Source organism: Corynebacterium auris (genome assembly GCF_030408575.1).
Taxonomy (GTDB): Bacteria; Actinomycetota; Actinomycetes; order Mycobacteriales; family Mycobacteriaceae; genus Corynebacterium; species Corynebacterium auris.
The window spans coordinates 997033-1022276 of the sequence record NZ_CP047047.1; the positions used below are offsets into that span (position 1 = coordinate 997033).

The 25244-nt window shown below is 67.9% G+C and carries 20 protein-coding genes; 15 read left to right on the plus strand and 5 right to left on the minus strand.

Going from position 1 to position 25244, the window contains the following annotated elements; all coding sequences use genetic code 11:
* Positions 1-127: 127 nt before the first annotated feature.
* Both CAURIS_RS04810 and gatB read left to right on the plus strand, forming a co-directional pair.
* The gene (locus CAURIS_RS04810) at positions 128-688 is read left to right on the plus strand and encodes a GNAT family N-acetyltransferase (protein ID WP_290343075.1); all 561 of its coding nucleotides are present in this window, start codon (positions 128-130) and stop codon (positions 686-688) included.
* A gap of 77 nt (positions 689-765) precedes the next feature.
* Positions 766-2265 carry an Asp-tRNA(Asn)/Glu-tRNA(Gln) amidotransferase subunit GatB gene (gene gatB, locus CAURIS_RS04815; RefSeq protein WP_290343076.1) on the plus strand — a complete coding sequence of 500 codons (1500 nt, stop codon included), beginning with the start codon at positions 766-768 and terminating at the stop codon, positions 2263-2265.
* A gap of 71 nt (positions 2266-2336) precedes the next feature.
* On the opposite strand, the gene CAURIS_RS04820 is transcribed toward gatB, so the two are convergent.
* Positions 2337-3761 carry a YkvI family membrane protein gene (locus tag CAURIS_RS04820; protein ID WP_290343077.1) on the minus strand — a complete coding sequence of 475 codons (1425 nt, stop codon included), beginning with the start codon at positions 3759-3761 and terminating at the stop codon, positions 2337-2339.
* A gap of 175 nt (positions 3762-3936) precedes the next feature.
* On the opposite strand from CAURIS_RS04820, the gene CAURIS_RS04825 reads away from it, so the two are divergent.
* Positions 3937-4737 (plus strand): DoxX family membrane protein, encoded by an 801-nt coding sequence (locus CAURIS_RS04825; protein WP_290343078.1) that lies wholly within the window; start codon positions 3937-3939, stop codon positions 4735-4737.
* A gap of 21 nt (positions 4738-4758) precedes the next feature.
* Here the strand turns inward: CAURIS_RS04825 and ilvD are convergent, their stop codons facing one another.
* From ilvD to CAURIS_RS04840, 3 genes are read right to left on the minus strand one after another with little or no spacing between them, the layout of a single operon-like run.
* On the minus strand, positions 4759-6597 hold the full coding sequence (ilvD, locus tag CAURIS_RS04830) for a dihydroxy-acid dehydratase (RefSeq protein ID WP_290343079.1): 1839 nt from the start codon (positions 6595-6597) through the stop codon (positions 4759-4761).
* A 3-nt stretch (positions 6598-6600) separates the two neighbouring features.
* A complete protein-coding gene (locus CAURIS_RS04835; protein ID WP_290343080.1) occupies positions 6601-7134 on the minus strand; it encodes a PH domain-containing protein in 534 nt (177 codons plus the stop codon).
* A 23-nt stretch (positions 7135-7157) separates the two neighbouring features.
* The gene (locus CAURIS_RS04840; RefSeq protein WP_290343081.1) at positions 7158-8747 is read right to left on the minus strand and encodes a mechanosensitive ion channel domain-containing protein; all 1590 of its coding nucleotides are present in this window, start codon (positions 8745-8747) and stop codon (positions 7158-7160) included.
* Between the two features lie 240 nt (positions 8748-8987).
* Between CAURIS_RS04840 and CAURIS_RS04845 the strand changes: the two genes are divergently transcribed.
* From CAURIS_RS04845 to CAURIS_RS04900, 12 genes are all read left to right on the plus strand, one after another.
* Complete coding sequence (locus CAURIS_RS04845) at positions 8988-10844, plus strand: acetolactate synthase large subunit (RefSeq protein ID WP_290343082.1); 1857 nt, start codon at positions 8988-8990, stop codon at positions 10842-10844.
* 3 nt (positions 10845-10847) lie between these two features.
* A complete protein-coding gene (gene ilvN / locus CAURIS_RS04850) occupies positions 10848-11366 on the plus strand; it encodes an acetolactate synthase small subunit (RefSeq protein WP_435384028.1) in 519 nt (172 codons plus the stop codon).
* Positions 11367-11459: 93 nt separating this feature from the next.
* Positions 11460-12476, plus strand: a complete 1017-nt coding sequence (gene ilvC, locus CAURIS_RS04855; protein ID WP_290343083.1) for a ketol-acid reductoisomerase — start codon at positions 11460-11462, stop codon at positions 12474-12476.
* 124 nt (positions 12477-12600) lie between these two features.
* Complete coding sequence (locus tag CAURIS_RS04860) at positions 12601-13524, plus strand: cation diffusion facilitator family transporter (RefSeq protein ID WP_290343084.1); 924 nt, start codon at positions 12601-12603, stop codon at positions 13522-13524.
* Positions 13525-13545: 21 nt separating this feature from the next.
* A complete protein-coding gene (locus CAURIS_RS04865) occupies positions 13546-15384 on the plus strand; it encodes a DUF262 domain-containing protein (RefSeq protein ID WP_290343085.1) in 1839 nt (612 codons plus the stop codon).
* A complete protein-coding gene (locus CAURIS_RS04870; RefSeq protein ID WP_290343086.1) occupies positions 15353-16219 on the plus strand; it encodes a hypothetical protein in 867 nt (288 codons plus the stop codon). Before CAURIS_RS04865 ends, CAURIS_RS04870 begins: the two co-directional genes overlap by 32 nt.
* Before the next feature lie 108 nt (positions 16220-16327).
* Entirely contained in the window at positions 16328-17911 is a 1584-nt protein-coding gene (serA, locus tag CAURIS_RS04875; RefSeq protein ID WP_290343087.1) for a phosphoglycerate dehydrogenase, read from the plus strand.
* A gap of 264 nt (positions 17912-18175) precedes the next feature.
* The gene (locus CAURIS_RS04880) at positions 18176-19192 is read left to right on the plus strand and encodes a 3-isopropylmalate dehydrogenase (RefSeq protein WP_290343088.1); all 1017 of its coding nucleotides are present in this window, start codon (positions 18176-18178) and stop codon (positions 19190-19192) included.
* 82 nt (positions 19193-19274) lie between these two features.
* A complete protein-coding gene (locus tag CAURIS_RS04885; protein ID WP_290343089.1) occupies positions 19275-20747 on the plus strand; it encodes a cell wall-binding repeat-containing protein in 1473 nt (490 codons plus the stop codon).
* 40 nt (positions 20748-20787) lie between these two features.
* The gene (locus tag CAURIS_RS04890; protein ID WP_290343090.1) at positions 20788-22650 is read left to right on the plus strand and encodes a putative nucleotidyltransferase substrate binding domain-containing protein; all 1863 of its coding nucleotides are present in this window, start codon (positions 20788-20790) and stop codon (positions 22648-22650) included.
* Positions 22651-23214, plus strand: coding sequence for a 3'-5' exonuclease (locus CAURIS_RS04895; protein ID WP_290343091.1), 564 nt, complete (start codon positions 22651-22653; stop codon positions 23212-23214). It begins immediately after the preceding gene.
* 27 nt (positions 23215-23241) lie between these two features.
* On the plus strand, positions 23242-24033 hold the full coding sequence (locus CAURIS_RS04900; RefSeq protein ID WP_290343092.1) for a fumarylacetoacetate hydrolase family protein: 792 nt from the start codon (positions 23242-23244) through the stop codon (positions 24031-24033).
* A 47-nt stretch (positions 24034-24080) separates the two neighbouring features.
* Here the strand turns inward: CAURIS_RS04900 and CAURIS_RS04905 are convergent, their stop codons facing one another.
* Entirely contained in the window at positions 24081-25190 is a 1110-nt protein-coding gene (locus CAURIS_RS04905; RefSeq protein WP_290343093.1) for an isochorismate synthase, read from the minus strand.
* Between the last annotated feature and the right edge of the window lie 54 nt (positions 25191-25244).

Consider the following 25244-nt stretch of genomic DNA (forward strand, 5'->3'; position numbering starts at 1 on the left):
CCTAATTCGTGTCGCCAGCCCCTTCCGGGTGCTCGCGCGAGGCGCTAGGATCACAACCCATGAAGAACGCAGAGCGCGTCGCAGCGGCATTCCCGCTGCTGGGGGCCGCCACGGTGGGGAGGACGGCATGATCCTGGGTACCTCGCCGATCCGGCTTGAGCCCCTCTCCGCCGCGCACGAGGCGGACCTTTCCGCTGCCGCAGCGACCCTACCGGACATCTGGTACGTCGACCACGTGCCCGCCCCGGGGGCTGTCGGCGAGCAGATCGCTTTCCTCACCGCCAGCGACAACTACAGGCCATGGGCCATCATCGATGCCGAAGCCGACCGCGCTCTGGGCCTGACCTGCATCTACAACGTCGACGAGCACAACAAGCACTGCGAAATCGGCCACACCTGGATCTCCGCCGAGGCCCAGGGCACCCACGTCAACCCCGCGGCGAAGCTCCTGTTGCTCACCCACGTCTTCGAGGAGATGCGCTACATGCGCGTCGAGTTCCGCTGCCACAGCATGAACTTCCAATCGCGGCGCGCGCTGGAGCGGCTGGGCGCGAAGTTCGAGGGTGAGCTGCGCCGCTACCGCATCATGAATAACGGCACGGTGCGCGACTCCCGGATCTATTCCATCCTCGACTACGAGTGGCCGACCGTGAAGTGCGGCCTGACAGCCCGCTTGCGCCAGGTGTGAGGCGAGGGGCCCGCTGCGACCGGCGGGGGGGCGGGCCGCGCACACGGCGAGGGCGGGCGCGAACTAAACTGGTGCGCATGACTGCCTACGACCTGATGGATTACAGCGAGGTGCTGGAGAAGTACGACCCAGTGATGGGTCTTGAGGTGCACGTTGAGCTCGCGACGGAAACGAAGATGTTCTCCACCGCCTCGGCTCACTTCGGCGCCGAACCCAACACGAACATTGATCCGGTCTCGTTGGGGCTGCCGGGAGCGCTCCCGGTGGTCAACGCGAAGGGCGTGGAGTGGGCCATCAAGATCGGGCTCGCGCTGAACTGTCAGATCGCGGAGCGCTCCCGCTTCGCCCGGAAGAATTACTTCTACCCGGACCAGCCGAAGAACTACCAGATCTCGCAGTACGACGAGCCCATCGCGTACGACGGCTACCTCGACGTCGTCCTCGAGGACGGCACCGAGTGGCGCGTGGAGATCGAGCGCGCGCATATGGAGGAGGACACCGGCAAGCTCACCCACTTAGGCTCCGCGTCGGGGCGCATCACGGGCGCGACGGCCTCGCTGGTGGACTGCAACCGCGCCGGCATCCCGCTCATCGAGATCGTGACCAAGCCGATCATCGGCGCGGGCGAACGCGCCCCTGAGGTGGCCAAGGCGTACGTCGGTGCGCTGCGGGAGCTGGTCAAGGCGCTCGGCGTGTCGGACGCCCGTATGGACCAGGGCAGCATGCGCTGCGACGCCAACGTCTCGCTGCGCCCCATCGGCCAGGAGAAGTTCGGCACCCGCACCGAGACGAAGAACATCAACTCGCTGAAGTCGGTGGAGCAGGCGGTGCGCTTCGAGATGATGCGCCAGGCAGCGGCGCTCGATAATGGCGAGGAGATCGTCCAGGAAACGAGGCACTACCAGGAAAAGGACGGAACGACGTCGAAGGGGCGCCCGAAGGAGGAGGCGAGCGACTACCGCTACTTCAACGACCCGGACCTGCCGCCGGTGATTGCGAAGCCGGAGTGGGTCGAAGAGATCCGCGCAACCCTGCCGGAGCTGCCGTGGGTGCGTCGCGCGCGCATCCAGGAGGAGTGGCAGCTGCCGGAGAAAGAGTTCCGCGATCTGGTCAACGCCGGCGCGCTCGACCTCGTGGCGGACACCGTGGAGGCGGGCACCACCCCGGACGAGGCGCGCGCATGGTGGGTCTCGTACATCATGTCGAAGGCGAACGAGCTGGGCCGCGACCTCGACGCCGTCGGTGTCGAGCCGAAGGACGTCGCCCGAGTGGTGCAGCTGGTCAAGGCGGGCAAGCTCACGACGAAGCTGGGGCGCCAGGCCATCGACGGCGTCATCGCGGGTGAGGGGGGCGTCGACGAGGTCGTCGGGAAGCGCGGGCTCGAGGTCGTGCGCGACGACGGCGCTATCGAGAAGGCCGTCGACGATGCTCTTGCCGCGAACCCCGACATCGTGGAGAAGTACCGCGCGGGCAACAAGAAGGTCACCGGAGCGATCGTCGGCGCGGTGATGAAGGCGACGCAGGGCAAGGCGGACCCCGGCCAGGTGAACAAGCTCATCGCGCAGAAGCTCAAGTAGCGAGGCGGAGGCAGCACTCAAGCCTCACGCCCCCACTCCGCGATAGGGCGGGGTGGGGGCGTGAGGTGTTTTTAGCGTCCGTCCGTGTCTTTCGACTTGTCTGCCGGGGAGACTGCGGGGAAGGAACCCGTTTCGTACATCTTCTCGTAGGCCGCCCAGTTAATGGGCGCATCCGAGGGGGTCGGGGCCCCGTTGTAGGAGTCGGCCTCTGGGTTGAGCGCGGGGTTGTCCTCGAGGGAGAACTCGCTGGAGGAGTCGGCGTCCAGGTCGGCGGCGACCTCCTCCTGCACCGACTGCCACAGGTGGGTGTCGGCGACGTTGGACTCGTCGACAAGCTTCTCGATCTCGCGGCGCTGCGCCGAGGTGAGGTCGTCCTCGCCGGGGTCGAGAGCGGTGGCGGCCAGGCTGGCCAGGCGTTCGCGGCGCCTCGTTTCGGCGCGGATGCCGGCGCGGCCGTTGATCCAGCCGATCACCATGACCACGATGAGCGCCATGCCCAGGTACCCCAGCACCGGGTAGACCCAGCTGACCAGGTCTGCGAAACCGATGAAGGACAGTGCAAAGCCGATGAGGACAACGGTGAAGTAGACGGGGCGGAAGCGCTCCGGGTGGGAGGCGGTCAGGCGCCGCGACATGGCGTAGAACATGCCCACCGCCGTGTTGTAGACCATCATGTAGATGACGATGGAGACCACGATGCCGACTGCCGGGTGCATGCTGTTGAACACCATGAGCAGCGGGAAGTCGGCGCCGAACGCGCTTTCCATGTTGAGGAAGATGATGAAGACAAGGATGACCAGCAGGCTGGCAAACAGCATGCCGCCGATCAGCCCGCCGACGCCGGCTTCGCGGGGGTTGAGCTGGGATCCCGCGATGACGAGGATCATCGACACCGCCATAATGACACACAGCGAGGCGTAGTTCAGCGCCGAGATCAGCCAGTTGTTGAACACGCCGCTGGTGGGCTCGTTCTGCATCGCCAGCTCGTTGAGGCCGCCGATGTTCTCGGGCATGTTGAGGATCGTCACCACCAACGCTGCGAGCACGGCGAGGATGAGGAAGGGGGTAATCGCCGAGATCACGCGGGTGAGCTTATCGACGTCCAGGAAGCCCGACAGGATAAGGAAGAACGTCAGGATGGCGGAGCCGACCCAGGTGGGGAAGCCGAACTGCTGCTCCAAGTTGGACCCCCCGCCGGCGATCATGACAAAGCCGATGGAAAACAGGGTCAGCATCGTGGCCACATCCATGAAGGTGGACACGACGGGGTAGGAGACGTTGCGGAAGACGGCGCTGTGGTCGTCGGCGAGGTAGTAGGAGCCGAGCTGGAACAGGCTGGCACCGACCACGACGATGGTGATGCCGGCGACGATGGCCCCGACGATGCCCCAGTAGCCGTAGGCAAGAAAGTACTGAATGGTCTCCTGCCCCGACGCGAAGCCGGCCCCGACGAGGAGACCGACGAAGGCGAGGGCGACCGTAACCGATTTTCTCATGTCACTTCCTAGGTTGAAAAAAGGTCGAAAAAGAAAACTAGCGGCCTACTAGGTTAGCAAACGCTTCGCTTTGTCCCTATTTGGCCCAGCCGTCCTGCCGCGGGAGCAAAAAACTTCGGAGCCACGCCGCGCGCGCTGGCTGGACGGGGGAGAGGGCTCGCCTACTGTCGGGAGAATGAGCGAGAAGAACTGGCGAGACGTAACCTCCGACGACTTCGACGACGTGCCCGAGGTGCCCACCTACCGACACGACGCGGGAAACGGCGCGGCCCCCACGCCCCCGCAGGACATCTACGAGCGGACCGGAAAGGCCGCCCCAACGGAAGTGTTCCCGGTCAGCCCCGCGCCCGCCCCCGCTGCGGCGGAGCCGACGGAGTATCTGGCCCCCGCCGGGCCCGCCCCGGTCGGGGGAGAAACCGCGGTGGCCCCCGCAATGTCCGAGCCCGCCAACCTGCCCGCCCGCCGCGGCACCACCGACTTCGGTCTTCTCCTGTTGCGCCTTCTGGTCGGTGGGTATCTCATCCTGGACGCGGTGCGGATTTTCTTCCGGCTCGGCGGCTCGGCCGGAATCGAGGGGCTGGAAAACGCTTTCGCGGCCTACGCCTACGGTGACGTCCTGGCCGTCGTCATTCCCACCCTGGCGCTCGCCGCCGGAGTGTTTCTTGTGCTTGGGCTCATCGCGCCGGTCGCCGCTATGGTCGCCGTCGTGGTCAGTGCCTTCGGCGCGGCGCACGCGCTGGCGCAATCTGGGGTGGGGGCGAACCCGCTGGATTGGGACGCGGCGCTGTGGCTGCCCGTGATGCTTTTCGGCACCAGCTTCGTGCTGCAGTTCACCGGGCCGGGCCTCTACGGTGTCGACGCAGGGCGCAGCTGGGCCCGGCGCCCCCTGGCCAGCTCCTTCGTCTGCGCGGCGCTGGGCGTTGCCGTTGCCATCCTGGTGTGGTGGTTCGGCGCGGGCGTCAACCCGCTGGCCTAGGGGGCGCCGCCCGGCGCCTCGCTAGTCCACCTGGCGCACGGCACCCTTGTCGGCGCTCGTGGCCATCTTGGCGTAGGCGCGCAGGGCCTTCGTCACGGTGCGGGTGCGGTTGGGCGTCCAAGGTGCGTCGGAGGCCTCCATCTGGGCGCGCCGCTCGGCCAGGACCTCGGCGGGGACGTCGAGGGTGAGCTCGCGGCGGGACACGGAGATGGAGATGGTGTCGCCGTTTTCAATCAGCCCGATCAGGCCCCCGTGCGCGGCCTCGGGCGAGATGTGCCCGATGGACAGGCCCGAGGTCCCGCCGGAGAAGCGGCCGTCGGTGATCAGGGCGCACTTCTTGCCCAGCCCGGCGCCCTTGAGGAAGGACGTCGGGTGGAGCATCTCCTGCATACCCGGGCCGCCGGAGGGGCCCTCGTAGCGGATCACCACGACCTCGCCCTCCTGCACCTCGCGGGCGAGGATGGTCGAGACGGCCTGTTCCTGAGAGTCGACAACGCGAGCGGGGCCGGAAAACTCCCACAGCCCTTCCTCGACGCCGGCCGTTTTGAGGATGGCCCCGTCCGGCGCCAGGTTCCCGCGCAGAACCACCAGGCCGCCGTCGGAGGTGAAGGGGTGCTCGACGTCGTGGATGACACCGACGGTGGAGTCCGTGTCCAGCGACGACCAGCGCGCGGACTGGGAGAAAGCCTGCGTGGTGCGCTGCCCGCCGGGCGCTGCGTGGTAGAGCTCCACTGCGTCTTCGAGCGGGTTCTCGGAGCGGATGTCCCAGTCCGCCAGCCACGCGTCGAGGCTGGGGTAGGCAACGGTGTGGACGTCCTTGTGCAGCAAACCGGCGCGGTCAAGCTCGCCGAGGATGGCGGGAATACCGCCGGCGCGGTGGACGTCCTCGACGTGGGCGTCGCCGTTGGGGGCGACTTTGGACAGGCACGGGATCTGGTGCGAAAGCTCGTCGATGTCGGTGAGGTCGAAGTCGACCTCACCCTCCTGGGCGGCGGCGAGGATGTGCAGGATCGTGTTGGTGGACCCGCCCATCGCCATATCGAGGGCCATCGCGTTGCGGAAGGCGTGCTCGGAGGCGACGGAGCGCGGCAGCACCGTCTCGTCGCCTTCTCCGTAGTAGCGATTGCACAGCTCCACGATGGTCTCGCCGGCCTTCTCGAACAGCGCGCGGCGCGCGGTGTGCGTGGCCAGGGTCGTGCCGTTGCCCGGCAGCGACAAACCCAGCGCCTCGGTGAGGCAGTTCATGGAGTTGGCGGTGAACATGCCCGAGCAGGACCCGCAGGTGGGGCAGGCGTTGTTGGCAATGTCGTCGAGCTGGGCGTCGCTGACGCTGTCGTCGGCGGACAGAGCGATCGCGTCGATGAGGTCGGACTTCGGCTTGGTCACGCCGCCGACGGAGATCGCCTTACCGGCCTCCATCGGCCCGCCGGAGACGAAGACGGCGGGGATGTTCAGGCGCATCGCGGCGTTGAGCATGCCCGGGGTGATCTTGTCGCAGTTGGAGATGCACACCATCGCGTCGACGGTGTGGGCGTTGACCATGTACTCCACCGAATCGGAGATGATTTCGCGAGACGGCAGGGAGTAGAGCATGCCGGAGTGGCCCATGGCGATGCCGTCGTCGACGGCGATCGTGTTGAACTCTTTGGGGATGCCCCCCGCGGCGCGCACGGCCTTCGCGACGATGTCGCCGACGTCCTTGAGGTGGACGTGGCCGGGGACGAACTGGGTGTAGGAGTTCACGATGGCCACGATCGGTTTGCCGAACTCGTTTTCTTGCGTTCCGGTGGCGCGCCACAGCGCGCGGGCGCCTGCGGCCTGGCGGCCGACTGTTGTCACTCGTGAGCGAAGGGGGATCACGGCCTACTCCTTATCGTTGTCGGTGGGTGTTCGTACCGGGCGCGGGCCCGGGGTGTCGGGGTTTTCGCTGAGGTAAACCTCGTACTCCTCGCGGCTGAGGAGGACCTTGTTGCCCTCGCGGTCGATGATTTCGTACTTGCCGTCTGCGGCCTCGGCGCTGCCGGTGATGACGTCGGTAACGCGCCCCCGTGAGGCCTCGGACAACTCGGGAATCGAGTTGAAGGTGACGCCGGGCATCGGCAGAGCGCGCCCGTCGGTGGTGGTCGCAAGTACGCGGGCGCCCTTGAAGGCGATGCCCGTAAGGTCGTCCCACGGGATGGTCTCGTCCCGCCGGAAGAGATACCGCAGCGAAATCCCTTGCTCACCCACTGTAGTCGAGGCGGTGAGCACCCATGCCAAGGCTGCGACGGGGAAGGCGAGGAGCCAACCGAGGTAGAGCGGCGCCCAGGCGATTCCGATAAGCGCGATGCCGATCATGAGCACGATGGCTACGACATGCTCTCGGCTGGGGCGGAAGACCTGCGACGGCTCAGTCATGCCTGCAATGCTAGTCACCCGCCTTAGGGTGCCTGCGTCTGGGGCGCGTTCTCATTCGGTGCTGTTGCCTGGCCGCCCTCACCGCCGGGGGCGCGGGTCTCCGGCTGGCCGGCCGGCGTCGCCGGGGCCTGCGTGCCCTGCTGCTCGCTCGGGCTCTGCGGCTGCGGCTGCGGCGTCCCGGTGGCGGGCGGCTGGCCCGTGGGCGACGTCGGCTCCGGCTGGGGTGCTGTCGGCTGCGTCGTGGCGGGCTGCGTCGCGGTGGGCTGCGGTGTCGTGGAGGTGGGCGTCGGCTCCTGGGAGGTGGTGGTGGCGCTCGTGCGCGGCGGGGGCGCGAGAATGCCGGAGCGCTCCGGGTCGTCCTCGGTCGGCCCGAGCGTGAGCCCGCGCGCGATGAGCAGGATGACGAAGACACCCAGCAAAATGGCGGTGGACATCCGCATTTTGCCGCCGAAAGCGAGGCTGGTCTGCTTGTGTGCCTCATCCGCGAGCATGTCCGAGGCGGGGTCGTCGTCCGGGTCGGTGATGTGCTCGGTTTCGGCGTCGTTGCTCGCCTCCGTGGATTCGCCGGCGCCAGCGGGCACGGGGCTCAGGCGCGTTGAGGTGCTCTCAGCCGGGCGGTCGATGACCTCGGTGGGCTGTTCAGCCTGCGCGTCCTCCGCGTCCGCGGCATCGTGTGGTTGGCGCGGCCCGGCCACCTGCCCGGCGGCGGCGAAGGCCTCCGTGGCCTTGGCGTGGTCAAGCACGTGATCCATGCGCGTGCCAGTGACCGTGGGGGCGGAGCCGTACTCGTCCCAGAACTCGTTGAGCAGCGACACGCGCAGAGCGCGCTCAACCATCCATTGGCTCAGCGGCTCGACGCGCACCATCAGGCGCAGGTCCATCGTCCATGGCATGCCCACGGTGGCCGGCGGATTGACGTCCACGGCCGGGTGGACCTCGAGTTCGCCCAGGACGGTGGGAGCGACGTCAGCGGAGGCCAGGGTGGCGCGGGCCGCCTTTTCCGCTCGGTCGACGGCTTCCTCCGCGCTGTCCGAGCCGAGCAAGGGGATGGGCATGACCACGAGCGCCGTGGACCAGTAGTTGGAGTAGTTGACGGCGATACGCGCGGCGGAGTTGGGGATGGAGACGGTGGCCTGCTCAAGCGTGCGGATGTGCGTGGAGCGCATCGTGATCTGGATGACGGTACCGCTGACGTCCAGCCCGCCGCCTTCGAAAGAGACGTGGTCGCCGACGCCGAACTGCTTTTCGGTCAGGATGAAAAAGCCAGCCAAGAAGTCGGCGATGATGTTCTGGGCGCCGAAACCGACGGCGGCCGAGACGACCGTTGCGGGGATGGCGGCGCCCGCGAGGGAGAAGCCCATCTGCTGCAGCAGGAAGACCAGCAGCAGGAAGAAGGCAATGATCTGCGCGATGTTGATGCCCACGCCGGCTATCGCCAGGCGCGTCTTCGCCTCGTCGGCGTCAGCGGTGTTGCTGACCTGCCGCTCTACCACGCGGTTGGCAAAGCGCGCGGCGCGCGGGATGAGCAGCGCCACGACAACGAGGAGAGCAAGGTTAATTCCTGTTTCGGCGATCCAGCGCCAGAGTTCTTCAGCGATACGGGCAAATGGCATAGCACCCAACCCTAGACACAAATCTGTACCGTTAGTCCAACAGTTTCCTGTGTCGTGTGTATGATCTATCGCATGACCAGTTTTCGACTAGCGGTAATTATTCCGGTGCGGCGCTTGCCGTAGCGGTCTGAATTTCTGCTCAGTCGCCACAACAAGCGCCCCCGCACAGCACCTCCTGCTGCTCGGGGGCTTTGTTTTGGTCACCTGACCTGTCCCTTACCCAAAAAGGAGCTTTCCAGCGTGGCTGGTTCCCAGAAGCCTTCGAAAAAGTCCCCGTCGAAGCAGAAACGGTCCCCGGAAGCGGACCCCGCCCGCGCCCCCGAGCGGATGAGCGGCGCCGATGCCGTGGTCCGCAGCCTCGAGGAGCTCGGCGTCGAGCTCGTCTTCGGCCTGCCCGGCGGCGCGGTGCTGCCCCTGTACGATTCCCTCTTCGCCGCCAAGAAGTTGCGCCACGTGCTCGTGCGTCACGAGCAGGGCGCGGGCCACGCGGCAACCGGGTACGCCCAGGCGACCGGGAAGGTTGGCGTGTGCATGGCCACCTCGGGCCCCGGCGCGACGAACTTGGTCACCCCGCTTGCCGACGCCTACCTCGACTCGGTCCCGATCGTCGCCATCACGGGCCAGGTGGGCTCGCCCCTGATCGGCACCGACGCCTTCCAGGAGGCTGACATTCGCGGCATCACCATGCCCATCACCAAGCACAACCTCATGGTGACCAGCGCCGACCAGATCCCGCAGGCGATCGCCACAGCCATCCACATCGCCAGCACGGGTCGGCCCGGCCCCGTGCTCGTGGATATTCCGAAGGACCTGCAGGCGGAGGAGATCGAGTTCCACTGGCCGGCCGCGCTCGACCTGCCCGGCTACAAGCCGAACGTCAAGCCGCACAACCGCCAGATCACGCAGGCGGCCCGGATGATCTCGCAGGCGAAACGGCCCGTCCTCTACATTGGCGGCGGTGTGATCAAGGCGGAGGCGCACGAGGAGCTGCGCGAGTTCGTCGAGGCGACCGGCGTGCCCGTGGTGACCACGCTCATGGCCCTCGGCGCGTTCCCGGAAAGCCACCCGCTGCACTTGGGCATGCCGGGAATGCACGGCACGGTGCCCGCCGTCGGTGCGCTGCAGGAGGCCGACCTCCTCATCGCCATCGGCACGCGTTTCGACGACCGAGTCACAGGCAACACCGCGACCTTTGCGCCCGGGGCGAAGACGATCCACGCCGACATCGATCCCGCGGAGGTGGGCAAGATTCGCGACGTCGAGGTGCCCATCGTCGGCGACGCCAAGCGCGTCCTTTCGGCCCTGACGGACTCTTTTGTGGCGAAGGGGCTGGACAAGCCGTCGATAAGCGAATGGCTTGAGCGTCTCGACGACCTCAAGGAGCGCTTCCCCCGCGGCTACGAGCCGCAGTCGGACGGGAAGCTGGCGCCGCAGTTTGTCATCGAGACCCTCTCGCGCGAGGTCGGCCCCGAGGCGATTTACGTCGCCGGCGTGGGCCAGCACCAGATGTGGTCGGCGCAGTTCCTCGACTTCGAGCACCCCCGCACGTGGATCAACTCTGGCGGGCTGGGGACCATGGGGTACGCGGTTCCCGCCGCGCTGGGCGCGAAGGCCGGACGGCCGGACAAGGAGGTCTGGGCGGTCGATGGAGACGGGTGCTTCCAGATGACCAACCAGGAGATCACCACCGCGGCGCTCGAGGGCTTTCCCATCAAGATCGCCCTGATTAACAACGGCAACCTCGGCATGGTGCGCCAGTGGCAGACCCTGTTCTACGCGGGCCACTACTCGCACACGAAGTTGGGCGGGGAGGTCTACGTCCCAGACTTCGTCAAGCTTTCCGAGGCGCTCGGCGCCGAAGCCATCCGCGTCACCTCCGAGGAGGAGGTCGTCCCCGCGATCCGCCGGGCCCGAGAGATCAATGACCGCCCCGTCGTCGTCGAGTTCATCGTCGGTGAGGACGCCCAGGTGTGGCCGATGATCGCTGCGGGCAGCAACAACTCGGACATCCACTACGCCCTGAACATCCGCCCGTTCTTCGACATGGAGGAGTCCGCGGCGGAAACCCCGGCGGACATCCACGAGAGGGGAAAGTAAACAATGCTGAATAACGACGAACCCACCCGCAACATCCTGTCGGTGCTGGTGCTCGACCTCGACGGGATCATCACCCGCGTGACCGCCCTGTTCACCCGGCGCGGCTACAACCTGATCTCGCTGGTGTCCGCCAAGACGGAGACCGAGGGCATCAACCGGCTGACCATCGTGGTGGACGCCTCCGAATATCACATCGAGCAGATCACCAAGCAGCTGCACAAGCTGGTTCAGGTGCTCAAGGTCGTGCGGCTTGAGGACGACACGACCATCGCGCGCTCCCTCATGCTGGTGAAGGTGGACGCGAATAACTCCAACCGCACGCAGGTCGTCGACGCCGCCGCGATCTTCCGCGCCCGCGTCGTGGACGTCTCGCCGGACTCCGTGGTCATCGAGGCCACCGGCGTGCCCTCGAAGCTGCGCGCGTTCCTCGACGTGATGGAGAGTTTCGGCGTGCGCGAGCTGGTGCAGTCCGGCCAGGTGGCGCTCAACCGCGGGCCGAAAACTTTTGCGCCGTCAAAGTAGGAAGTAGCCAGCCCAATCGCAGCGGCGGGCCCGCCGCTGTGTCATAATATGAAACAGTAATCCCACACAATAAGAAAGGTGAGTGTCTCACACATGGCGATTGACGTCTTTTACGACAAGGATGCCGACGTCTCCCTGATCCAGGGGAAGAAGGTTGCCGTTATCGGCTACGGCTCCCAGGGCCACGCCCACGCCCAGAACCTGCGCGAGTCCGGCGTCGAGGTCGTCATCGGCCTGCGCGACGGCTCGAAGTCCGCGGAGAAGGCTCGCGAGGCCGGCTTCGAGGTCAAGAGCAACGCCGAGGCCGCCGAGTGGGCCGACGTCATCATGCTGCTCGCCCCGGATACCTCCCAGGCTGAGATCTTCACCCGCGACATCGAGCCGCATCTGAAGGATGGCGACGCCCTCTTCTTCGGCCACGGCCTGAACATCCACTTCAAGCTGATCAAGCCGGCGTCCAACGTCACCGTCGCGATGGTTGCCCCGAAGGGCCCGGGCCACCTGGTGCGCCGCACCTTCGCCGACGGCAAGGGCGTGCCCGCCCTCATCGCCGTCGAGCAGGACCCGACCGGCGCCGGCCGTGACCTCGCCCTGTCCTACGCCGCGGCGATCGGCGCCGCCCGCGCCGGTGTCATCCCGACGACCTTCGAGGCAGAGACCGTCACCGACCTCTTCGGCGAGCAGGCCGTGCTCTGCGGCGGCCTCGAGCAGCTCATTATGAAGGGCTTCGAGGTGCTCACCGAGGCCGGTTACGAGCCGGAGATGGCCTACTTCGAGTGCCTCCACGAGATCAAGCTCATCGTCGATCTCATCTATGAGGGCGGCCTGGCCAACATGAACTACTCCGTCTCCGACACGGCCGAGTTCGGCGGCTACCTCTCCGGCCCGCGTGTTGTCGACGACGGCGCGAAGGAGCGCATGCGCGAGATCCTGAAGGATATCCAGTCCGGCGAGTTCACCCGCCGCCTGGTGGCCAACGTGGAAAACGGCAACACCGAGCTCGAGGGCCTGCGCGATGAGGTGTCCTCGCACCCGATCGAGAAGACCGGCGCCCAGCTGCGCGACATGATGAGCTGGGTGAAGAACCCGCTCACCGACACGGCGCACTAGTAGCCGCGGAGTGGCGCTGGAACACGCGCCCCGGTCGGCCAGTGGGAGGGGGCTGGCCGACCGGGGCGTTCCGGCATTTTCAATAGGTTGCCAATAAGCTGGTGTGGCGGTTAGGCTGCACCCTATGACGCAGCTACACCGAGAACCGGGGAGCGGGCACACCCACGTCCACGCGCACCCTGGGGCGCCGCTGCGCGCTCTGCTCCTGGCCCTCGCGATCACCGGCACGGTTTTTCTCGCCGAGCTTGTCGGCGGGTGGCTCACGGGCTCGATGGCGCTGGTGGCGGACGCGATGCACATGCTCTCGGACGCGGCGGGTCTTATCATCGCGGTGGTGGCGGTGCTCGTCGGTAAAAGGGCCGTCACTGCCGCGGCGACGTACGGGTACCGCCGCGTCGAGGTGCTCGCCGCCCTGGTCAACGCGGTGACGGTCATGGTCATCTCGGTGTGGATCGTGGTGGAGGCGGTGCGCCGGATGCGCGCGCCGGTCGCAGTTGAGGCGGGCCCGATGATGCTGATCGCGCTGATCGGTCTGGTGGCCAACGCTGCCTCGGCGCTGCTGCTGCGCCGCCAGCGCGGGGCGTCCATCAACGTTGAGGGGGCGTTCCTCCATGTCCTAGTCGACCTGCTCGGCTCCGTCGCGGTACTGGTGGCCGGCGCGGTTGTCGCGTTGACGGGCTGGAACGGGGCGGATGTCCTCGCCTCGCTGGTGATCGCGGCGCTTGTCGTACCGCGGGCGTGGCAGCTGATGAGCCAGTCGGGGCGCGTCCTGCTGGAGCAGGTCCCGCGCGGTGTGAACCTGGACCGAGTTCGTACCGAACTGCTCGGCCTGCCCGGGGTGGTGCGCGTGCACGACCTGCACGTGTGGTCCCTTGACGGCACGGGGGTGCTGTGCACCGCCCACCTCGTCGTAGGAGAGAGCGCGCGGACGCAGCCGACCCTGCGCGCGGCGCACCGCGCGCTGCGCGAGTGCGGGGTGGGCCACTCGACGATCCAGATCGAGCGAGCGGGCCAGGAGAGCGTGGAAGGTCCCGAGAATGTGTGCTGAATCTGCTTTAGAGTAAAGGCCATGGGTTTCACCACGCCGAGCTACCCACTGCCCGACCTGTTCGCCCGCGCCGAAAGGGGGGAGCTGCAGCTCCCGGACTTCCAGCGCGATTACGTGTGGGACGTCGACCGCGTCCGCTCGCTCATCACCTCTGTGCTGCGCGGGTACCCGATCGGTTCCCTCCTTGCCCTCGATACCCGCAACGTCCCCATGCGCTTTCGCTCCCGCCCGCTGCGCGGTGCGCCCGACACGGGCAGGGAGCCGGGTCTTGTGCTTCTCGACGGCCAACAGCGCCTGACCTCCCTTTACCACGCGCTCCGCGGCAGCGGCGTCGTCCCTGCAAGAGACTTCCGCGGCCGGCTGATTGAGCGCCGCTTCTTCGTCGACGTCGAGGCGGCGGCGGCCGGCGGCGCCGCGCCGCTTCCGATCGAGTCCGTCTTCGCCGTCGACACGGAAGGGTATGTCCGCTCGCACTTCGGCCCGGACCTCGGCGGGCCCGTCACCAGCCGCGAGACGATGGTGGACCACGGGGTTATCCCGGTGTCCTGGCTGCTTGGTGCGGAGGGCACCAACCTGCTCGTCGACATGGCAGCGCAAGCGCAGACCCCGCAGCGCCTGGCCGCGGTGAAGGCCTTCCACGGTGCCGTGGTGCCGCAGATTGTGGCCTACAGCGTGCCGGTGGTGCGCATCGACCGGGAGACCTCGCTGGCCGGCGTCGGGCAGATCTTCGCGCACGCCAACGTGGCGGGCGTGCAGATGGACGTGTTCGACCTGCTGGGGGCGCTGTTTTCCCTGCAGGACGAGTCCTTCGACCTGGGGGAGCACTGGGAGGGCGTCGACAAGCAACTGCGCGAGCACCCGGCGTTGGACGGCATTGGGCGAATTGAGTTTCTGCGCGCGATGTCATTGCTCCTGACGGGCCGCCGCGGTGCGGCGGCGGGGCACCGCGGCGACATCCTTAACCTCAGCCTGGCGGACTACCGGGAGCACACCGCGGAGCTCGTCGCGGCCTTCGCCAGCGCGGCGGAGTTTTTGGAGCACAGGTGCTTTATCACCCCCGAGCAGGTGCCGTACGCGGCGCAGATCGTCTCGCTGGCCGCGATTATGGCCCGACTTGCCGAAGACGGCGAGGAGCGCGGGCAGGACGCGGTGGACAGGCTCAACCGGTGGCTCTGGTGCGGTCTGTTCGGCGAGCTCTACGGCGGCCACGCCCCGACGACGCGTTCGGGCGCCGACGTCGACGAGGTAACCCCCTGGGTCCGCGGGCAGACGGAAAAGCTGCCCCGCACCGTGGAGAACGCGGTGCTGCGCCAGTCCCGGTTGCTTTCCGCCGGGCCGGATTCCGGCGTCTACCGCGGCGTGTACGCGCTGATCATGGCGCGGGGCGCGCGCGATTGGCGGACGGGGGAGGCGTTCGACGCCGAGACCTGCGAGCGGCTCGAGCCAGGGTTCCACGAGGTCTTCCCGCGCGGGTTCTGCGAGGCGCATGGGGTCGCGCCGCAGCTTGCGGCGTCAGTGCTCAACCGCACCCCGATGGGCATACGCACGAAGGTGCTCATCGAGAACAACGGCCCGAAGCGCTACCTGCCCCGGTTGCAGTCGAAGAGCCTCATGGACGACGCGGAGTTTGACGCCATGCTCGCCGGGCACCAGCTCGATCCGGTTCTGGCGCGCGCCTCCGACCACGCGGGTTTCTTCGCCGACAGGCTGAGCCGCTTCACGGAGATCATCGAGTATTCGATGGGCACGCCGGTCATCCGTGACCTTGGGGAGGGGGAGGATACGATGGACCCGTTGAGCTTTGCCGAACTCCGTGGAGGCGACACCCATGCAGAACCGGACCCGGACGCGGGCACGTAGGCTCGTCGCGCTGTGCGTCGCGGCCGCGCTGGGGCTGACCGGCTGCGCGAGCGCACCCGCCGCCGACCCGCTGAGCCAGGCGCGCAGCGCGAACCAGTCCCGGCACGTCTCCGAACGCTTCGCCGAGCACCCGGTGGTCGTCGACGATCCCGTGGGTATTGAGACGGCGCGCATGCTTTTCGACGTCTCCGAGACCCTCGTGGTCACCGACGGCACCCTGGAGGCGCAGCTGCGCGGGGCGTCGATAGCCGTCGTCGCCCACGCCCCGATGCTCATCTACAACCGCTCCCGCCACGACCAGATCATCCAGGAGATCCAGCGGATGAAGTCGCACACCGTGCTCACCGTCGGCGACGTCGCCCTGGCGAGCTCCTCCGGCGCGGTGCGGCTGTCGCGCGACCCGGGCGGCTATGACGCGCTGGCGGAGATGACCACCCTGCGCTTCGACGAGGAAGAGATCGACAGCCCGGATGCGGCCGCGTTTCGCGTGGCGCAGCTGGATCCGGAGCAGCCGACGTGGCTGCGCGCCACCTGGGCGGAGCCGGAGGTGATGCCGGCAGCGCAGGCGCGCCCGTTCCCCGTGCACTCGCGCCGCGACGCCGACATGGCCCCGATGGTCGTGGCCACAAGCGAAAGTTCGATCCCGGCGGTGGCCAACCTGCGCGCCTTCGGCGCGACGGTGACGATGGTGGAAGAGCCCGACCCGCGCGAATCCGAGACGACGATGTTGGCGGTGGCCGGACTGGCCGAGGAGCCGCTCATCGCGCTGGGGCCCCAGTTCGGCAGCGCCGAACAGCTCAGCGAGAGAATTATGCGCGCCGAGGAAAACTATTAGGCCCCGCGAACGGAACGGCCGGGTGAGGCGGGCTATTCTACTCGTGGCGGCGGGTGTGGCCCGCCGCCCTTATCCCATCCCGTTTCCCGACCCGCAGGAGTATACGCCGTGACCAGACCCGTCGTGCTCATCGCAGACAAGCTCGCCCCGTCCACCGTCGAAGCCCTGGGCAACTCCGTGGAGGTGCGTTGGGTCGACGGACCGAACCGCACCGAGCTCCTCGCCGCGGTTCCGGACGCGGACGCCCTCCTCGTGCGCTCCGCGACGACCGTGGACAAGGAGGTCATCGACGCCGCCCCCAACCTGAAGATCATCGGCCGCGCCGGGGTCGGGCTGGACAACGTCGACATCGCCGCGGCCACCGACCGCGGCGTCATGGTGGTCAACGCCCCGACGTCGAACATCCACTCCGCCTGCGAGCACGCCATCGCCCTTCTTTTGGCAACCGCCCGGCAGATCCCGGCGGCGGACGCGACGCTGCGTGACGCCGAGTGGAAGCGTTCCGCCTTCACCGGCGTCGAGGTGTTCGGCAAAACCGTCGGTATCGTCGGCTTCGGGCACATCGGCCAGCTCTTCGCCCAGCGCCTGGCGGCGTTTGAAACCACCATCATTGCCTATGACCCCTACGCCAATCCGGCTCGGGCCGCCCAGCTCGGCGTGGAGCTCGTCGGGCTAGACGAGCTCATGGGGCGCGCCGACTTCGTCACCATCCACCTGCCCAAGACGAAGGAAACGGCGGGCATGTTCGACGCCGAGCTGCTGGCCAAGGCTAAGAAGGGGCAGATCCTCATCAACGCTGCGCGCGGCGGGCTTGTCGACGAGCACGCCCTGGCCAACGCCATCGAATCCGGCGCCATCCGCGGCGCGGGCTTCGACGTCTACGCCACTGAGCCCTGCACGGACTCCCCCCTGTTCGGCCTCGACCAGGTCGTGGTCACCCCGCACCTGGGCGCCTCCACCGTCGAGGCGCAGGACCGCGCCGGAACCGACGTCGCGGCCTCCGTGCTCAAGGCGCTAGCCGGCGAGTTCGTCGCTGACGCGGTCAACGTCACCGGCGGCCGCGTCGGCGAGGAGGTCGCACGTTGGCTGGAGCTGGCCCGCAAGCTCGGCCTCATCGCGGGCAAGCTGCTGGGGGAGGCCCCGGTCTCGCTGAAGGTCACCGCCGCGGGTGAGCTGTCCACGGAGGACGTGGACACGCTCGGACTGTCCGCCGTGCGTGGGCTGTTTTCGGGCATCACCAGCGAACCCGTCACCTTCGTCAACGCCCCCCAGATCGCGCAGCAGCGTGGCCTGGACTACAGCGTGGACACCGCGACGGAGGCGCGCAGCCACCGCAGCACCCTGGAGGTCCAGGCGGTCTCCGCGGCGGGCGAGGCCTGTGCCGTCACCGGTGCGCTGACGGGGCTCGACGGCGTGGAGAAGATCGTGCGCATCGACGGCCGGGGACTCGACCTGCGAGCCGAAGGACGCAACTTCTTCCTGCGCTACACGGACGTACCGGGGGCTCTAGGCAAGGTGGGCAGCCAGCTTGGTGAGGCCGACATCAACATCGAGGCCGCCGCCCTGACCCAGGCAACGAAGGGCGACGGCGCCGTGCTCATCCTCCGCGTGGAAAAGGAGATCCCGGCAGAGCTTGAACAGCGCATTGCCGCATCCGTCGGCGCCGTGACCGCGCAGATCGACCTGGATTAGCGCTGCTTGGATCCTCAGGGTTTGGCCTGGGGTTTTGGGTCTCGGTTTTCGTTGGGGTCGACCGTGGTCGACCGCAACGCATCGCGTTCGCGCGCGACCTTGGGTTTTGGGCCCCGGTTTTCGTTGAGGTCGACCGCAACACGTGGCAAACCCCGACTCCGCGCTTCCCGCCCGGAGCTGCGGGAACAGAACATCCGTCTCGGCGCTCCCGCGGTCCTGATAGGCTGAAGCGGAAGTCCATCAGGTGAGAAAGGAATCTCAAAAATGAAGATCGCTGTCATCGCCGGCGACGGCATCGGCACCGAGGTCATGGAGGAGGGGCTGAAAGTCCTGCGCGCTCTGCACCCGGATGTGGAGACGACAGATTATGACCTGGGGGCGCGCCGCTACCTGCGCAACGGCGAGCTGCTCACCGACGCCGACCTGGCCAGCCTGCGCGAGCACGACGCGATCTTGCTCGGTGCCGTCGGCGACCCGCGCCAGGTGCCCCCCGGCGTGCTGGAGCGCGGCCTTTTGCTTCCCCTGCGCTTCAATCTGGATCACTTTGTCAACCTGCGCCCCTCGCGCCTTTACCCGAACGCGGTCAGCCCGCTAGCCAACCCCGGGGACGTCGATTTCGTCGTCGTCCGCGAGGGCACCGAGAGCCTGTACGCCGGAAACGGCGGCACGATGCGCGAGAACACTCCGCACGAAATCGCCTGCGAGGTGTCCCAGAACACCCGCTACGGAGTGGAGCGGCTCGTGCGCTACGGGTTCGCCCAGGCGGCGGCGCGCCGCGGCAAGCTCACGCTCGTGCACAAGACGAACGTCCTGGTCAACGCCGGCGGCCTGTGGCAGCGCACCGTCGACGCGGTGGCCCCCGAGTTCCCGGACGTCGAGGTGGATTACAACCACATCGACGCCGCGACGATCTATATGGTCACTGACCCGCAGCGCTACGACGTCATCGTCACCGACAACCTCTTCGGGGACATCCTCACCGACCTCGCCGGCGCGATCACCGGGGGAGTGGGTCTGGCCTGCTCCGCCAGCATCGACGCCAGCCGGCAGAACCCGTCGATGTTCGAGCCGGTGCACGGCTCGGCCCCGGACATCGCTGGGCGCGGCGTGGCAGACCCGACGGCCATGATCCTCTCCGTCGCCATGATGCTGCGGTGGCTCGGCGACACAGCCGGCGCCGGGAGGATCGACGAGGCGGTTGAGCGGGACGTCGCTACGCGCGGCGGCGGCGAGGTGCGCACCGTCGAGGTGGGTGACCGCATTGTTGCGGCCCTGAAGTAGGGTAAAGACGCGTGCGCGGGACCTAATGCGTCTCGCGCCAGGAACGGATACGCATGCGCAGGAGAGGATAAACCGCATGAACATGACCCCCGCATTTACACGAACGGCCGCCCTCGGCGCCGCGCTCGCCTGCGCCGCAGCGGTGCTGACCGCGTGCGGGGAGGATACGGAAAACGGCGCCGCGGGCGGCGAGCAGGAGACGCCGCGGCTGGAGACCAACGGCCCTGAGGTGCTCACGGACCCCGACGGCACCGGCGTTGAGGTCTCGCAGCGGTTGTTCGAGGAGTCGGACACTGTCGTCGTCGCCACTTCCGATCGGCAGTCCCAGTTGGCCGCGGCCGCCGCGGCTAACGCCAACGGCGCGCCGATGCTGACGCGCCTTCCCGGCACCGATGCCGCCGTCGACGCCGAGATCGAACGCCTCGGTGCCGAGAACGTTATCGAGGCGTCGGAAAGCGGCGAGGTTGAGCCTGTCTCCTCGCCGAGCCCGGAAGAAGATGTTGCCTCGATCATCGCGCAGCAGCCCGCGGAGCCGCTCGACCTCGTCCTGCCCCCCGTGCTGGTCACCCCCGAAACCTCCCGGGCGGCGGCCGCCACGGCGCGCGCGGCCGGGGCGGAGGTGACGCTTGTCAACGTCGCCGACCCCCGCGCGACGGGCGAGTCGATGCAGACGGTCACCGACCAGGACACGATCGCCCTCGGGGCCCAGTGGGGTACGACGGAGGACTACCGTGCGCGCGTGGAGCTTGCACACAACGGCGAGCTGCCGGGCGGGGGCGGTCTGGTCTTTCCCGGCCGGCGCATGATCGCTCTCTACGGCCACCCCTCCGGCCCCGCGCTCGGCGTGATGGGCGAGCAGGGCCCCCAGGAGGCCGCGCAGCTGGCGGACCAGTACGCGGAGCAGTACCGCCCGCTCGATCCCCAGCCGATCATCCCGGCCTTCGAGATCATCGTGACGGTCGCCTCCGACTCGCCGGGCGAGGACGGGGACTACTCCAACGAGACGGACCCTGCCGACGTCGTTCCCTACCTCGACGCCATCACCGAGGCCGGCGGCTACGCGGTGCTCGACCTCCAGCCGGGGCAGGGCGACTTCTTGCACCAGGCGAAGCTCTACGAGGACCTGCTCAAGCGGCCGAACGTCGGCCTGGCGCTGGACGCGGAGTGGAAGCTCAACCCGGGCGAGGCGCCGCTGTCGCGCGTCGGCTCCGCAACGGCCGAGGAGATCAACGCGGTGGCCGACTGGCTCGCGGAGCTGACCCGCAGCAACAACCTGCCCCAAAAGGCGTTCATCCTGCACCAGTTCAAGGTGACCATGTTCCCCGACCGCGAAAACATCCGCACCGACCACCCCGAGCTGTCGTACATCCTGCACGCCGACGGCCGCGGCACCCCGGGCGAGAAGTTCGACACCTGGAACGTTCTGCGCGAGGGCCTGGACCCGAACTTCTTCATGGCGTGGAAGAACTTTATCGACGAGGACACGCCGATGTTCACCCCCGAGCAGACCTACCAGGAGGTCGAGCCGCGCCCCTGGTTCGTGAGCTACCAGTAAAACGCCCCTCTGGCCCGGCCCGCGGGGCTACAGTAGGTGCATGAAGGTCGAGCTGGAGGAGATCGCGGGCTTCCTCGCCCAGCACGAGCCGTTCGCGCGCCTGCCGGAGGACACGCTGCGCTGCCTTCCCGCCAAGATGGCCATTACCTACGTGCGCCGCGGCGCGCGCGTCATCGAGGCGGGCCAGGACAACGACAACCTCTACGTCATCCGGTCCGGCGCCGTCGACGTCATGGACAGCGAGGGCAACCTGCTGGACCGCAGGGACGCCGGGCGCAACTTCGGCTATTCCACGCTTGTCGACGCCCCCACCTCCCGCTACACCATGGAAGCGGTGGAGGATTCGGTCCTGCTCATCCTCCCGCGCGAAGCGTTCGCCGAGCTTGTCCGCGCCAACCCCGGAAGCGAGCGCTACTTCGCCTCGCAGTCGCGCCGGATCCGGGCCGTCGCCGACGAGCTGCGCGAGGGCAACCCGGCCGCCGACGTTTTGCGTACCCCGATGGGGCAGCTCGTCGCTGGTCGTCCTGTGGCGTTGATCTCGGCGTCGTCAAGCATTGCGGAAGCGGCGCGAGCAATGGAGGCCAACCGTTCCTCGTACATCCTGGTCGAGGCCGAAGGGGAGACCGGGATCCTCACCGACCGGGACCTGCGCTCGCGCGTGGTGGCGCGAATGCTTGACCCGCAGCGGCCGGTGGCCGAGGTGATGACCTCGCCGGTGCGTACCATCGGCGCTGAGACCATGGTCTTCGAGGCGATGCTCATCATGAGCGAGCTGGGCTTTCACCACCTTCCCGTCGAAGGCCCCGAGGGCATCGTCGGCGTGGCGGGCAGCGCGGATATCATGCGCCCCTTGCAAAACGACCCGATCTACCTGGCTGCAGCGGTGGATCGTGCCGACGAAGCCGAACTGAAGGGCGCCTATCAGCGCGCAGCGGTTGTGGCGGCCCGCTTCCTTGAGCGCGGGGCCTCCGCGGCGGAGGCGCAACGGCTGCTGAGCAGTATCGCGGACAACATCGCCCGCCGCCTCGTTGCTCTCGCCATCGAGAGGTTCGGCCCCGCTCCCGTCCCCTTCGCCTTCGTCGCGGTCGGCTCGCAGGCGCGCCGCGAGATGGGGCCCGCCTCCGACCAGGACAACGCACTCATCCTCGACGACTCCTACGACCCCGCCGCGCACCCGGAGCAGGCCACGTACTTTGCGGACGTCGCTGAGTTCGTCTGCGCGGGGCTCTCGGAGGCGGGCCAGGCGCTGTGCCCGGGCGACATGATGGCCACCAACCCGCACTGGCGGATGAGGGAAGCGGAGTGGAACCGGGCGTTCCACGGCTGGGTGACGGCCCCCGAGCCCGATGCCTTGCTGCACACGCAGGTCTTTTTCGACTTCCGCTGCATCGCGGGCGACGCCGCTTTGGCGGAGCGGGTGCACACCCGCGCGGTAGCGGCAGCCCGCGGCTCGCGGCGGCTGCACACCCACTTGGCCGCGCTGGCCACGCGACGCGAACCTCCCCTCGGCCTGTTCCGCGGCTTCGTGGTCGAACGCAGCGGAGACTACGCCGACACCCTCGACGTGAAGAAGGGGGGCACGGCCGCGGTGGTGCAGATGGCGCGCCTCTACGCCATCACAGCCGGGGTTGAGGCCGTGGATACACTCTCGCGCCTGAAGGAGGCTGCGGGTACGGGCGTGTCGGCGCGGGGGGCGGAGGACCTCATTGGCGCCTACGAGTACCTGTCCACCCTCGCGCTGCGCCACCAGGCCCGCCAGCTTCGGGCGGGCGAGCGCCCCGATTACCGCATCGACCCGAAGCAGCTGCCCGGCCGGGACCGTGACGCTTTGCGCGACGCCTTCGGCGTGATCAAGTCCCTGCAGTCCGCGCTGACCAGCGCCTACCCAGTGAGGGCCGTGTAGATGTTTTTCCGGCGCGGCGCTCGCACACTCAACGAAGGCCACCTGCTTGCCGTCGACGTGGAAACCACGGGCCTGAAACCGGGGCGCGACCAGCTCGTCGCCATCGGCTGGGTGCCGGTGACCGACCGTGTCATCGACCTATCCGGGGCGCGCGACTTTCTCGTCGCCGGCGCCGAGGTCGGCGATTCCGCCACCCTCCACGGCGTGACGGACCAGGACATCGCGCGCCGGGGCGTGGCGCTGGAGGAGATCCTCGAGGAGTTCGAGCGCGCGCTCAAGGAACGCTACCTTTTGGCGCACTTCGCGCAAATGGAAACTGGGTTTATCAGCCACGCGTTCAAGCGCACGCGCGGGGTCGCGTGGACGTTCCAGCCCGCGGAGGTGGTGGACACCTTCGCACTCGAGCGGCGCCACATGGAGCGCATGGGCACCTACCCGCGCGGGGAGGACCTGCGCCTGGCGCGCGTGAGGCAGCGCTACGGGTTGCCCGCCTACCGCAACCACAACGCGGTGACGGACGCGATTGCCTGCGCCGAGCTCTACCTCGCGCTCACCGCGTCGTAGAGCTGCAGTGTAGGTAAGCTGTGCCCCATGCGTTTTGGACGAATTGCAACACCAGAAGGTATGACCTTCGCCGTTATTGACGAGGAAGCGACCACCGCGAAGGCCATCGCCGGCACGCCCTTCACGGAACCCGAATACACCGGCAAGGAGTGGCAACTCGACCAGGTTCGGCTGCTGGCGCCGATGCTGCCCTCGAAGGTGGTGGCCATCGGCCGCAACTACGCCGACCACGTCGCCGAGGTGTTCAAGCAGTCCGCCGAGCACCTGCCTCCGACGCTGTTTCTCAAGCCGCCGACATCCGTGATCGGCCCCCAGGCGCCCATCCGGATCCCGGAGTTTGCCACGAAGGTCGAGTTCGAGGGGGAGATGGCGCTGGTGGTCGGCACCCCCTGCAAGAACGTCAAGGCCAAGGACTGGAAATCCGTGGTGCGCGGAGTCACCGTCGTCAACGATGTTTCCTCCCGTGACCTGCAGTTCGCCGACGGTCAGTGGGCCCGCGCGAAGGGCATCGACACCTTCTGCCCCCTCGGGCCGTGGATTGAGACGGACCTGGAGAAGTTCGACTTCACCAACACCCCGATCAAGGCCCATCTCACCCACGACGGCGTGACCGAGACGAAGCAGGACTCCAACTCCAACCAGATGATCATGAACCTCGGAGAGATCATCGAGTTCATCACATCGTCGTTCACCCTGCTGCCGGGCGACGTGATCTGCACCGGATCCCCGGCCGGCACCGCCGAGATGGTCCCGGGCGACTACATCGAGGTGGAGATCCCGGGCATCGGCACGCTGGGAAACCCGATTGAGCGGGCCTGAACTGACGCGCCTGGCTCATCCGTTCACAACCTCCCGAGGAAGCACAGCTAGAGCCCGAAGGCGCGCATGATCGTGCGCAGCTTCGCCGTGGTCTCGTCGAGCTCGGCGGCGGGGTCCGAGTCCGCGACCAGCCCGCCGCCGGCCCAGGCCCGCGCGGTTGTGCCGTCCGCGGCGACCTCAGCGCAGCGAATAGCCACCATATATTCGCCGTCACCCGTGCCGTCCGTGTATCCGACCGCGCCCGCGTAGAACCCCCGGTCCGACTCGGCCGTGCCGATGAGGGCCTCCGCCGCATGCGTCGGTGTCCCGCAGATCGCCGGTGTCGGGTGCACGCGCACGGCCAGCTCCAGCGCCGAAAGCTCGGGCTTTTTGAGCTTACCGACGATCGGAGTGGCCAAATGCCACATCTCATTCGTCTTCGTCAGCTCGGGCGTCTCCGGAATGAACAGCTCTGAGCACAGCGGCGCGAGAACGCCGCGCAGGTGCTCGACCACAAAGGCGTGCTCGATCCTGTCCTTCGCCGAAGCCGCGAGGCGCTCGCCGCGCTGGGCGTCCTCGGCCCGGTTCGGGTGCCGCGGAGCCGAGCCGGCCAGCGGGAAGGCGCTGACGGTGTCTCCGGAGCGCCGGACCAGCACCTCCGGGGAGGACCCAACCAGCACGGAGGCGCGCCCGGCGGGGGAGAGATCGGCGATGAATCCGTCCCTGTGGGAGGAGTTGTCGATCAGCCGCGCGGCGACCAGGAGAGGGTCCACCGGCGGATCGAAGGCGATGTCGACGGCGCGGGCAAGGACCACCTTTTCCAGTTTGGAGGCCCGGATCGTGCCAATCGCCGCCTCCACCCGCCTCAGGTGCTCCCCGCGCTCCGGGTCGAGCCCGGTGACGGAGGCGCGCAGGCGCGCGCCTTCACCGAACCGGTAGTAAGCGGGCGGCTCCAGCGGCCCGTCCTCGCGGATGACGCGTTCCGGCACGGTCAGCGCCGCGGGCGAGTCGACGTCGAAAGGCAGCGCCCCGACGACCATCTCGACGCGGCCCGAGGAAAGAGCGTCGATGGCAGCCCAGGCGTCCGTGAAGGTTTCCCGGCTGCCTTGGGTGCGTACCGAGCCGTGCGCCCGGGACAACAGGAAGTCCGGGGCGGTGGTCGGTCGGTTCGCACGCATGGAGGCAGATCTTACCCGCTTGCTCAGACCTGGCTAAACGGGCGCCCAGCTTCG

Coding starts and splice junctions, on each gene's coding strand:
- CAURIS_RS04840 (WP_290343081.1), bottom strand. CDS start 8,747: ATGCCATTTGCCCGTATCGCTGAAGAACTCTGGCGCTGGATCGCCGAA.
- gatB (WP_290343076.1), top strand. CDS start 766: ATGACTGCCTACGACCTGATGGATTACAGCGAGGTGCTGGAGAAGTAC.
- CAURIS_RS04895 (WP_290343091.1), top strand. CDS start 22,651: ATGTTTTTCCGGCGCGGCGCTCGCACACTCAACGAAGGCCACCTGCTT.
- CAURIS_RS04880 (WP_290343088.1), top strand. CDS start 18,176: ATGAAGATCGCTGTCATCGCCGGCGACGGCATCGGCACCGAGGTCATG.
- CAURIS_RS04820 (WP_290343077.1), bottom strand. CDS start 3,761: ATGAGAAAATCGGTTACGGTCGCCCTCGCCTTCGTCGGTCTCCTCGTC.
- ilvN (WP_435384028.1), top strand. CDS start 10,848: ATGCTGAATAACGACGAACCCACCCGCAACATCCTGTCGGTGCTGGTG.
- CAURIS_RS04890 (WP_290343090.1), top strand. CDS start 20,788: ATGAAGGTCGAGCTGGAGGAGATCGCGGGCTTCCTCGCCCAGCACGAG.
- CAURIS_RS04825 (WP_290343078.1), top strand. CDS start 3,937: ATGAGCGAGAAGAACTGGCGAGACGTAACCTCCGACGACTTCGACGAC.
- CAURIS_RS04870 (WP_290343086.1), top strand. CDS start 15,353: ATGCAGAACCGGACCCGGACGCGGGCACGTAGGCTCGTCGCGCTGTGC.
- CAURIS_RS04835 (WP_290343080.1), bottom strand. CDS start 7,134: ATGACTGAGCCGTCGCAGGTCTTCCGCCCCAGCCGAGAGCATGTCGTA.
- CAURIS_RS04865 (WP_290343085.1), top strand. CDS start 13,546: ATGGGTTTCACCACGCCGAGCTACCCACTGCCCGACCTGTTCGCCCGC.
- ilvC (WP_290343083.1), top strand. CDS start 11,460: ATGGCGATTGACGTCTTTTACGACAAGGATGCCGACGTCTCCCTGATC.
- CAURIS_RS04860 (WP_290343084.1), top strand. CDS start 12,601: ATGACGCAGCTACACCGAGAACCGGGGAGCGGGCACACCCACGTCCAC.
- CAURIS_RS04905 (WP_290343093.1), bottom strand. CDS start 25,190: ATGCGTGCGAACCGACCGACCACCGCCCCGGACTTCCTGTTGTCCCGG.
- CAURIS_RS04885 (WP_290343089.1), top strand. CDS start 19,275: ATGACCCCCGCATTTACACGAACGGCCGCCCTCGGCGCCGCGCTCGCC.
- CAURIS_RS04810 (WP_290343075.1), top strand. CDS start 128: ATGATCCTGGGTACCTCGCCGATCCGGCTTGAGCCCCTCTCCGCCGCG.
- CAURIS_RS04900 (WP_290343092.1), top strand. CDS start 23,242: ATGCGTTTTGGACGAATTGCAACACCAGAAGGTATGACCTTCGCCGTT.